This is a genomic window from Actinoplanes sp. SE50/110 (assembly GCF_900119315.1).
Taxonomy (GTDB): domain Bacteria; phylum Actinomycetota; class Actinomycetes; order Mycobacteriales; family Micromonosporaceae; genus Actinoplanes.
Window position 1 is genome coordinate 1,654,626 of record NZ_LT827010.1, and the last position, 9,805, is coordinate 1,664,430.

The window sequence follows — 9,805 nt, forward strand, 5'->3', positions numbered from 1 at the left end:
CCCCGCACGTCAACCGTCGAGAGGAGTAGGCGTTCGATGGCGGCTTCGCGACTTCATAGCGTGCGGGCGAGAGCAGGGATTGATATCAGCCCCTTTGCGCCCCCTTTCAGGATATCGAAGGTGTCATGGAGTGCTTCTACGCTCGACGCGTGGTAGACCTTGAACCTCACGCGACTTCTCAGAGAAGGTCGGCGAATGGACATCGAGAACTCTGCCTCATTCGAGGTGGCTCTGCAGGCCGGTATACACCTGATGCTGGGAGCCGGCTTCAGCGTGCTGGCGAAGGACAAGCAGGGAAGGTCTCTTCCTGTCGGCGGGAAGCTCGGCGACGAATTGCGTCAAGAATTCGGCGTGGATCCTGGATGCAAGCTGACCCTGCCGCAGCTTTACACCATTCTGGCGGCGAAGGATCGGGACGCCGCCGACGAATATCTCCGGAATCGTTTCACGGTCGGCTGGTTTGATCCGCGCTACACCTCTGTGGCGCGCCTTAACGTTTCGATGATTTTTACCACAAATATCGACGACCTGCCATGGAAGATCTATGAAGGCAGCCAGACGAAATATCTCAATGACGTCGTGATGCGTGGGCCACAGTTTAAGGATGGATCGGCGGTTGACTATGCCCCTCTCCATGGTTCCGTACTCGACGATACGCGAGCATTTCGCTTCACGAGCATAGAGGTGGCCAGCAGCTTCTCGTCGGATCCTACGCTCTGGCAGACCTTTCGACGTCGGCTGTCGGCGGGCCCGACACTGTTTTGGGGATACTCTCTGCAGGACGCGGCGGCTCTTGAATCCCTGCAGACCACGGGTCAGGGCGGAAGAGCCGTAGGGAACAATTGGATTACGGTCAGGCCGTCCGACCGAGACGACCCCCTTGTCGAGTATCTTCGCGCTCTACGTTTTCAGATCATCTTCGCTGAAACTGAAGAAATGATCGAATATTTCGATGGTTTGGTTCCGGCGGCACCGTCGGAAGGCGCGGATGACATCATCGACTCGCTGAGGCAATATTTGGTTCCAAGGCCTAGTAGGGTGCCTCAGCGCCCCGTAGTGGAATTCTATTCCGGTGCGGCGCCGGCATGGAGTGACATATTTCGCCCAGACGTTCCGAAATTGGAACAGTATCGAGTGGCGGAGAATGCGCTGAACAGCAAAAAGGACGTAATCGTCACTGGAATTCCGGCGAGCGGGAAAACGACGCTCTTGATGCAACTCGCGGCGGCGAATGTAGGTCCTGGCGTTACTTTCATGCCAGGCTCCATGACCAGAGAGGCTGCGGACCGACTTCAACGGGTTCTGCAGGGGAACGAAGCGACTGTGGTACTCGATCGCTTCTGTGACGACGTCGAGGCATGGAATCTGCTCCGAGCGGCGCCGAATATTACGCTCCTCGCCGCTGATCGTGACTATAACATCGGGACCGTGATCCACCGTATCGATCGGTCTGGTGTGGAATTCGTTTCCCTGTCTGAAATCAGTGAACTGGATCAGGGCACCATCCGAGCCGCCATACCTGCGGCCGTGCGGACCCCGAAGATGGTTAGGCCGCCGGTTACCGCGGGCGAGGTGAGCATACTGGACTTCAACCTTGCGAATACTACCTCGAAGAGTCTAGAATCGCGCCTTGTAGAGGCCATCAAGCAGTTCCAGGAAGATGATCCGGTCTCTGCCGAGATGCTTATCTTGATCGCATACGTTCATGCATGCGGAACCGTGTTGTCAATGGACATGGCACTCGCCTATTGGCGTGATAAATCCGCTCAATACAGAGACATATTAACACTCATCGAAAAAGTCGGAAAGCTCCTCAATGAGTATGAGGGCGACCTGGCGGAAGATGATGGGCAGGATTACTTTGCGGCGCGGTCCATTGTGGTGGCAGAGGCGGCCCTGAATGCCGCAAGGACGTCCATCCTGCGCAAGGTGCTGACAACCTTTCATTCGAACCTCGCCACTACCCGAATCTGCCGTTTCGACATCTTTCGCAGACGTGGATACAGTCATCGGATCATTGGGCGTGCGTTTCAGCGGACGCAGGACGCGATCCAATTCTACGACCTCCTCCTGGATAAGGATGCAAATCCATACCTTCTTCAGCAGAAGGCGCTACTGCTCAGCGAAAGGAGTCTCTACACGGAATCTTTCGTGGCTATTGATCAGGCGCTCGCGATGAGCCCCAAGAAGAATTGGCGCATCGAAGCCACGCATGCAGAACTTCTCTTCGATGCCAATATAAATCTGGCAGCCGAGAGTTCGGACGCTCGAAGGCAGGCCGACCGTGCTATGGATATGCTGCGTAGGTGTTACCTCTCGGATAGGCGGAGATCCTTGCACGCCTTCAGTTACAGCCGCCGCGCGCTGAAGTATTTCGGTCAGTTCGGAGACGAACAGGCGAGAACGTATCTGGAGCAAGCCGAAGAGTGGCTGAGGGTGGTGCAGGTCAACGAGCCATACATGACATCCACCAAATACCTGCTGGGTGACGTGAGGCGGGAGCTTTCCTGATAGCTGTAGGTCTTTGAGGACCTGTGGAGGAACAGACTGTCGAATCATGAACGGCGGCGATATTGCGGTGTTGGCGTTCATTCATCCTCGTCAGGCCACAGCCAGAGCGAGTGGCAGCTCGCGTAACGGTCACGTGCCGAGCCGGTGGCTCGAGCTCGACGACGGGCAGCGTGGTTGCTTACCGAGGGTGCGGTGAGCTGCCCCGGATCGCTGACGAGGGTTGCGGTGACCACCCGCGGGTGTAGCGCCGGAGGGCTTCGCGGTCTGGACGCGTAGCGGCCAGCGGAGCCCGGAGGTGCCCTCGGCGGGAGCGGCGATCTGATATCGGCCGCAGCGCACGACATCGGTTTCCGGATCTTGATCTTTGCCGTAACCCCGACACCGGGGATCCTGGATGGCGGCCGTCCACCGGGAAGAGAGATACCGGCCGCCACCGCCAACAAGGATGGCGGTCGCCACCGGACAGAGAGAAGCGGCCACCCCCGGACCGGGAGTGGCCACTTCAGCAAGCGTCAGACGTTGTAGTACATCTCGAACTCGTGCGGGGTCGGGCGGAGCCGGACCGGGTCGATTTCGTTGGTGCGCTTGTAGTCGATCCAGGTGGAGATGAGGTCGTCGGTGAAGACGCCGCCGGCGGTGAGGAACTCGTGGTCGGCCTCGAGGGAGTTGAGGACGGCGTCGAGGGAGCCGGGGACCTGCTTGACGCTGCCCCACTCCTCCGGCGGGAGGTCGTAGAGGTCCTTGTCGATCGGGGCCGGGGGCTCGATCTTGTTCTTGATGCCGTCGAGGCCGGCCATCATCTGGGCGGAGAACGCCAGGTACGGGTTGGACGACGGGTCCGGGACGCGGAACTCGACGCGCTTGGCCTTCGGGTTGCTGCCGGTGACCGGGATGCGGGTGCACGCGGAGCGGTTGCGCTGCGAGTAGACCAGGTTGACCGGGGCCTCGTAGCCGGGGACCAGGCGGCGGTACGAGTTGACCGTCGGGTTGGTGAAGGCCAGCAGCGACGGCGCGTGGTGCAGCAGGCCGCCGATGTACCAGCGGGCCATGTCGGACAGGCCGGCGTAACCGGTCTCGTCGTAGAACAGCGGCTCGCCGCCCAGCCACAGGCTCTGGTGGGTGTGCATGCCGGAGCCGTTGTCGCCGAACAGCGGCTTCGGCATGAAGGTCGCCGTCTTGCCGTGCTCCCAGGCGGTGTTCTTGATGATGTACTTGAACAGCTGCATCTGGTCGCCGGCGTGCAGCAGCGTGGAAAACTTGTAGTTGATCTCGCCCTGGCCGGCGGTGCCGACCTCGTGGTGCGAGCGCTCCACGGTGAAGCCGGTGTCGACCAGGCGGCGGACCATCGCGTCGCGCAGGTCGGCGTAGTGGTCGACCGGGGAGACCGGGAAGTAGCCGCCCTTGAACGCGGTCTTGTAACCGCGGTTGCCGCCCTCCTCCTCACGGCCGGAGTTCCACGCGCCCTCGATCGAGTCGATGTAGTAGAACGCCTGGTGCGCGGAGGTCTCGTGGCGGATCGAGTCGAAGATGTAGAACTCGGCCTCGGCGCCGAAGTAGGCGGTGTCGGCGATGCCGCTCGACGCGAGGTACGCCTCGGCCTTCTTGGCCACGTTCCGCGGGTCACGCGAGTAGGCCTCGCGGGTGAACGGGTCGTGGATGAAGAAGTTCAGGGCCAGCGTCTTCTGGATCCGGAACGGGTCGACGAACGCGGTGGCGACGTCCGGCAGCAGCATCATGTCGGACTCGTGGATGGCCTGGAAACCGCGGATCGAGGACCCGTCGAAGGCGAGACCGTCGGTTGCCACACTGTCGTCGAACGACTCCACCGGGATGTTGAAGTGCTGCATCACGCCGGGGAGGTCACAGAAACGTACGTCGACGAACTTGACGTCCTCGTCTTTGAGGTATCGCAGGAGTTCCTCGGGATTGGCGAACACACGTCCTCCTGGCACAGTTTTCCGACACCGGGCGGCATACGCCGCCACCTGGCAAGGCTGGTCGCGACGTTATGGGTCCGGAGTTGCCCCGGCGTGTCCCTATTGTTTCCGCCGTGTTACGTAACCGGGTGATCAGGCACGGCGTGTGCGCAGCGGCCGACCCCCGGACCCTATCGCGTAGGCTCCGCGGTCGTGGCAGCTTCCGCGAACGACGTACCGCAGGCGACGGCCCGGCCGGAACCGGCCGGCGGCGGGCGGCGGCTGCTCGCTCTGCTCATCGACTGGCTTCTCTGCCTGCTGGTGGCCGGCCTGTATGCCAGCCCGTACCGGACGTCGTGGCCGCCGGTGGTCCTGCTGATCCTGGTGAACACCGTGTTCATCGGGCTTTTCGGACAGACGCCCGGGATGCGGCTGACCCGGATCGCCTGCCGCTCGCTCATCGACGGCGGTGCGATCGGGCTGGGCCGCGGGTTGCTCCGGGCGGTGCTGCTCGCGCTGCTCGTCCCGGCGTTGATCGCCGACGGCGACGGTCGTGGGCTGCACGACCGCGCCGCCGGCTCGATGGTGGTCAAGAGGAGCCCAGCACCCGCTTGATCTCCGGCTCGTAGACCGGCTGGTCACGCTGGCTGGTCACCACGCCGCCGCCCGGGGTCTGCACCTCGAACGCCTGCTCGTCGGTGACCACACCGGACAGGTCCTCGTCCTCGTCCCGCTGCGCCGGAGCCGGCTCGCCGGTCACCCGGCGCTTGCTGAGCTCCGGAGCGACCGTGCCGGGACGGCCCTGCTGTGCGGCCGCGGCGCGGGCGGCGGCCCGGCTGCGCAGCGCCTCCGGCACCTCCTCCAGGCCGGACACCTGCGACCCGGTCGGCGGCGGCAACGGCGGCCCGAGGACCGGCGCGGACGCGGCGGCCCGGGCCTGCTCGGCCCCGAAGAAGTCGCCCCACGCCGGGCCGGTGGTCTGCCGCTGTCCGGGCGTCTGCCGCCTGCGGGACGGCTGCGCCGGCGGGATGCCCGGCTGCATCGGCCGGTTCAGCACCGGCGGGGCGGTGCCCTCCGGGCGGTAGGCGTCACCGCTGGTGTGCGCGGTGGGGCGCAACTCCTCGGTGCTGCCCGGGCGCCGCCGCTGCCGGTCGGTCGACGGATTCTTCAGCACCGGCGGCATGCTGTTCGGCGGGTGACCGAAGGCCTCCTCGGTGCCGCCCGGCAGCCGGGTGCCGTGCTCGCGGTCCTGCTCGCCGCGCCGGCGGTCGCCGGGACGGCCCGGCGGCAGACTGCCCGGTTTGCCGGTGCTCTGGCCGCCGCGGCGCAGCGTGCGGCCGGGCGGCTGGCCCAGGCCGGGGGGCTGACCGGGCCGGTTGAACGCGTTGCGGGTGAGCTGCCCCGGGTTGGGCAGGCTGGTGCCCGGCGACTGCGGCAGCGCCGGGCGCTGCGCGCCCAGACCCGGCCGGAGGCTGGGCGGGGTGAGCCCGCGGTTGCTCAGGCCACCGGGGAACAGCGGAAGGCCGCCGGGCACGCCGCCGGGCATGCCGCCGGGCAGTTGACCCGGAGGGGCCGGCAGCGCGCCGGGAGCCGGCGGCGGATTGCCCTGGGTGCCCTGCGACGGGTCGGGCGGCAGGTCACCACCCGGCGCGGTGGGCGGTTTCGGGTTCGCTCCCGAGGGTGGCGGAGGCGGCGGGACGGCCGGCGGCAACGGCGGTGGCGGGGGCGGCGCGCCACCACCGGGCAGGTTCGGCGGGGCCAGCAGCGGCGGGTGGCCCGGCTGGTTGAGTACGGCGTCCATCGGCTTGTACGGCGGGCCGACGCCGCTGAACAGCGTCTTGCTCCAGTCGGAGTACGCCTTGGCGGTCAGCGCGGCGAGTTCCTGCGCCCGGCCGTTGAAGTGCTTCTCGACCTCCCCGACCTGCTGCTGGATCTGGTACTTCTTGGCGTCGCCCCAGGTGGTGTTGAGCGCCCGGCTGGTGTCGAACCACTCGCTGAGCTGGCCCTTCAGGTCGACGTGCTGCGCGTTGTGCAGGGCGGCCCGGTACTCGTTCATCAGCTGGGCGATCTTGGCCCGCGAGTCGGCGGCGACCTTCTCCAGGGCGCGGATGGCGGTGAGGTTGGTGGTCGCCGCGTCGATCCAGACGTCCAGGTAGGCCAGTGCCTCGCCGGGGCCCTTCTGCAGGAACATCTCCCGCGCCTTCGGCGACTTCCAGCTCTCCGCCTCCAGCTGCTTGCTCTCGTCGCGCAGAAAGGTCTTGTACTGGTTCAGCCGGGTGATCATGTTCTGCCAATGATCACCGAGGACCGCGATCTCCTCCGGATGCGAATTGTTGATCATCCATTCAACGGTCTCGATGGTGAGCGGATTTCCCTCACCCGCGTCCGGAGTGAACTCGAAGTCGATGCTGTGGTTGCCGTAGTGCAATTGCCCGCTGTACGGGCTGTATCCGTAATTCGGGTCGGCCTTCGCGCCGAAGTAGTCGCCGTCAGCCATGGTCGGCCGCCATCCGCTGGGCGATCGGGTCGTACGCCGTGGAGATCTTCGTGGTCGGGGCGGACGTGCCGCTGCTCGTCGTGGCCGTCCCGGTGTGCACCTCGTCGGTGGTGGTGCGCTGGTCCGGGACGATGTGGCCGTGCTTGTCCTTGACCGGCTTGGTGGTGGTCTCCACCTTGGACCCGTCGGTGGCGGTCTTGGTCTCGGTGGTCGTGGTCTCCTGACCGTTCGCGCCCTTGTTCACCGTGGTCTCGTCGGCCAGCCGGGTGCCGGCATACGTCTTGGTGTTCACCGAGGAGCCGGTGGCCCGGCCGTCCTGGCTGCTCTCGGTGGAGGTGACGATCGAGTGCGTGGACGCGTCGAACGACGTGGTGGTGCGGGTGCTCTTGGTGGAGAGCTGCTGCCCCTTGGCGTTGAAGATGGTGACCGTCTCGATGGTCACCCCACTGCCCGGGACGCTGGTGATCACTTTCTCCATGTGCTGCCCGCCGGGACCGACCGAGACCTCCTTCGACTGGTACGGCGAGAGGGTCGTGACGGTCGGGTTGCCCCACTCCGGGCTGGTCTCCCCGGGGATGGCGACCGGGTCGGACTTGGCCTGCTCGGTCACCGCGTCCAGGTAGGTGCGGCCGATGTTGCGGGGCAGGCCGTGCGGCCGGGGGATCGACTTGTCGCCGAAGGCGAACAGCACGTCGTTGAGCGAGGCGGCACCGGTCGCGTCGCCGTCGGAGTAGATGTCGGCGATCGTCTGCGCGGCCGAGCCGATGTTGTAGAAGGCCTGCGCCAGATACCCCATGTACGCCTGGAGCTCGCCGGCGTTGTTGGTCAGCTGCTGGCGGATGTTCGCGGCCTCGCCGAGCACGTGCCCGTCCCACGCCTTGAACGGCGAGTCGTACAGATGGGTCAGGCGACCCAGGTCGTCCTGCAGCTGGGTCTGCTGCTTGCCCATCAGCTTCGCATACTCCCGGAGGCCGTCGAGGTTGACGTCGACCGGGGTGTGCTCGTCGAGCCAGGGCTGATGCGTGTTCTGCTTCGTGGTATCCGGATACAGATTGTCGTCGCCCATCACGCCTCCCCGTCGTCGATCGCGCACCGGTCAGGTTAGCCGCCCGGTACGACATTTGGTGACGCGATAGAGTACGCCTTCGCCGATACGTAGGTTCGAATGTACTTATGTGAACCGGGAGGGCCCCAAGGCGGTACATCGGGGTAGCACCGGACGGAAGCGGATCGCTACCTTCGGGGCCCACATGGACGTTTCGCCGGCCGCTCACGGAGTGTGCCGACAGGGAAGAATCGGGGTGAACCACCTTGGCAGGAACTCCGGGTATGGGACAGGTCCATGCCACGCAGGAACAGCTCAACAGGATGGCCCAGCGCTGTGAGGAGACCGGGGAGAACATCTCCCGGGGCATGGCGGGGCTGCGGGAGCGGATCGAGGGGCTCAGCGGTGGCGGGTTCCAGGGCAGCGCGAACAACGCGCTGCAGGATGTGACGGGCCAGCTCACCGAGGGTCTCGCGAAGATCGTCAACGCGCTCGACGAACTGGCCGGCAAGATGAGCAGCGCTTCGAAGCAGTACGGCACGCACGACGAGGACGCCGCCCACGACATCCGGGCCGCGGCCGCGTCGACCGGCGACGGTTCCGTCGTCAGCATCCTGCGCGGCTGAGCGCCGCCCGCGAGATCGGAGAGAGGCGAATCATGAGCATCACCTACAACTTCGGCCAGATCAACGACGTCGCGACGGCCATCGGCACCTTTGAGGGGCAGATGGACCATCAGCTGACCGAGCTGTACACGGCGTTCACGACGCTGTTCGCGGCTGACTGGCAGGGTTCCGCGGGCGAGGCCTGCGACCAGGCCCGGCAGAAGTGGAACCAGGGCGCCAACGAGATCAAGGCCGCGCTGGCCAGCGTCGGCGTGAAGCTCGGCGCGTCGGCGGAGCGGATGCAGCAGATCGACCAGCAGATCGCCGCCGGAATGTGATCGGCCCGGCCGTGGGGAGCCCCGGACGGGGTTCCCGGCGGCCGGTCCGGTGCGGGATGATCGGTGGTACGCGGGAGGAAGGGCAGGACGATGGCGGACGTACCGGGACGACCCGACTGGGGCGTGCTGCGCGACATGCTCTCCGACCTCCGCAAGGCCACCTCCGACCTGCCGAACGTGCAGCGCAGGATGCTCCAGGTGACCGGCACCGGCTACTCGCCGGACGGCCTGATCAAGGCGGTCGTCGGCCCGCGCGGCCACCTCCTCGAGCTCGACATCGACCCCCGGGTGCTCCGGCAGCCCAACTCGAAGGCACTCTCCGCGAGCATCGTGCAGACGGTTCGCGCGGCCATCGAGGATGCCGGCCGCAAGAGCACCGCGGTGATGACCGACAGCCTTCCGGCCGATCTGCGCCGGATGGCCCCCGACGACGTGCGGAGCTATGTCGGCAGCCACGACGCCGACGTGCTGATCCGGGCAGAGGATGACTAATGGGTAACTACGTCTCGATCAAGTCGAGCCCGTCCGAACTCATCAACGTCGCCGACCGGCTCCGCGACCACGGGATCTCGCTCACCGCGAACGTGCGCGCCATCAAGCTCGACATCGTCGAGCACGAGAACCGCGGGGACACCTTCCCGTCGGACAAGTTCACCGACGGCTTCGTGCCGAAGAACTACAAGAAGCCGGTTCCCGGGCCGGTGCCGGGACAGGACATCCCGGCCAACGAGGCGCTGATGCAGGGCGCCGAGGCGGTCGCCGCCCGGCTCCAGGAGGTCGGCGAGTACGTCGGCAAGGCGATGGTGAACTACGACGTGACCGACCTGGAGAACGCCGGCGACATCGTGAAACACACGGCGACGGCGAAGCGCGTCTGAGGCTCTGCCGGACCG

The 9,805-nt window shown here is 65.7% G+C and carries 9 protein-coding genes; 6 read left to right on the forward strand and 3 right to left on the reverse strand.

Annotation, left to right across the window (positions count from 1 at the left end; genetic code table 11):
* The first annotated feature begins 195 nt into the window (after positions 1–195).
* Positions 196–2,511, forward strand: a complete 2,316-nt coding sequence (locus ACSP50_RS07470) for an SIR2 family protein (protein ID WP_080127748.1) — start codon at positions 196–198, stop codon at positions 2,509–2,511.
* A 512-nt stretch (positions 2,512–3,023) separates the two neighbouring features.
* Here the strand turns inward: ACSP50_RS07470 and glnA are convergent.
* The gene (gene glnA, locus ACSP50_RS07475; RefSeq protein ID WP_014688548.1) at positions 3,024–4,448 is read right to left on the reverse strand and encodes a type I glutamate--ammonia ligase; all 1,425 of its coding nucleotides are present in this window, start codon (positions 4,446–4,448) and stop codon (positions 3,024–3,026) included.
* A gap of 192 nt (positions 4,449–4,640) precedes the next feature.
* Here glnA and ACSP50_RS07480 point away from each other — a divergent pair, with 192 nt between their 5' ends.
* On the forward strand, positions 4,641–5,042 hold the full coding sequence (locus tag ACSP50_RS07480) for an RDD family protein (protein ID WP_014688549.1): 402 nt from the start codon (positions 4,641–4,643) through the stop codon (positions 5,040–5,042).
* On the opposite strand, the gene ACSP50_RS41635 is transcribed toward ACSP50_RS07480, so the two are convergent.
* A complete protein-coding gene (locus ACSP50_RS41635; protein ID WP_014688550.1) occupies positions 5,017–6,924 on the reverse strand; it encodes a hypothetical protein in 1,908 nt (635 codons plus the stop codon). The genes ACSP50_RS07480 and ACSP50_RS41635 overlap by 26 nt on opposite strands.
* The gene (locus tag ACSP50_RS07495) at positions 6,917–7,990 is read right to left on the reverse strand and encodes a hypothetical protein (protein WP_014688551.1); all 1,074 of its coding nucleotides are present in this window, start codon (positions 7,988–7,990) and stop codon (positions 6,917–6,919) included. Before ACSP50_RS07495 ends, ACSP50_RS41635 begins: the two co-directional genes overlap by 8 nt.
* Positions 7,991–8,253: 263 nt before the next feature.
* Here ACSP50_RS07495 and ACSP50_RS07500 point away from each other — a divergent pair, with 263 nt between their 5' ends.
* The 4 genes from ACSP50_RS07500 (at position 8,254) to ACSP50_RS07515 (ending at position 9,790) form a co-directional block, all read left to right on the forward strand.
* Positions 8,254–8,595, forward strand: a complete 342-nt coding sequence (locus ACSP50_RS07500) for a WXG100 family type VII secretion target (RefSeq protein ID WP_014688552.1) — start codon at positions 8,254–8,256, stop codon at positions 8,593–8,595.
* A gap of 32 nt (positions 8,596–8,627) precedes the next feature.
* Positions 8,628–8,912 carry a WXG100 family type VII secretion target gene (locus tag ACSP50_RS07505; RefSeq protein WP_014688553.1) on the forward strand — a complete coding sequence of 95 codons (285 nt, stop codon included), beginning with the start codon at positions 8,628–8,630 and terminating at the stop codon, positions 8,910–8,912.
* A 90-nt stretch (positions 8,913–9,002) separates the two neighbouring features.
* Positions 9,003–9,404 (forward strand): YbaB/EbfC family nucleoid-associated protein, encoded by a 402-nt coding sequence (locus ACSP50_RS07510; protein WP_014688554.1) that lies wholly within the window; start codon positions 9,003–9,005, stop codon positions 9,402–9,404.
* Positions 9,404–9,790 (forward strand): hypothetical protein, encoded by a 387-nt coding sequence (locus ACSP50_RS07515; RefSeq protein ID WP_014688555.1) that lies wholly within the window; start codon positions 9,404–9,406, stop codon positions 9,788–9,790. Before ACSP50_RS07510 ends, ACSP50_RS07515 begins: the two co-directional genes overlap by 1 nt.
* Positions 9,791–9,805: the final 15 nt, after the last annotated feature.

What these genes read in the sequence shown, in the direction of transcription:
- ACSP50_RS07470 (WP_080127748.1), top strand. Translation starts at nt 196, where the DNA reads ATGGACATCGAGAACTCTGCCTCATTCGAGGTGGCTCTGCAGGCCGGT.
- ACSP50_RS41635 (WP_014688550.1), bottom strand. Translation starts at nt 6,924, where the DNA reads ATGGCTGACGGCGACTACTTCGGCGCGAAGGCCGACCCGAATTACGGA.
- ACSP50_RS07495 (WP_014688551.1), bottom strand. Translation starts at nt 7,990, where the DNA reads ATGGGCGACGACAATCTGTATCCGGATACCACGAAGCAGAACACGCAT.
- ACSP50_RS07500 (WP_014688552.1), top strand. Translation starts at nt 8,254, where the DNA reads ATGGGACAGGTCCATGCCACGCAGGAACAGCTCAACAGGATGGCCCAG.
- ACSP50_RS07505 (WP_014688553.1), top strand. Translation starts at nt 8,628, where the DNA reads ATGAGCATCACCTACAACTTCGGCCAGATCAACGACGTCGCGACGGCC.
- ACSP50_RS07510 (WP_014688554.1), top strand. Translation starts at nt 9,003, where the DNA reads ATGGCGGACGTACCGGGACGACCCGACTGGGGCGTGCTGCGCGACATG.
- ACSP50_RS07515 (WP_014688555.1), top strand. Translation starts at nt 9,404, where the DNA reads ATGGGTAACTACGTCTCGATCAAGTCGAGCCCGTCCGAACTCATCAAC.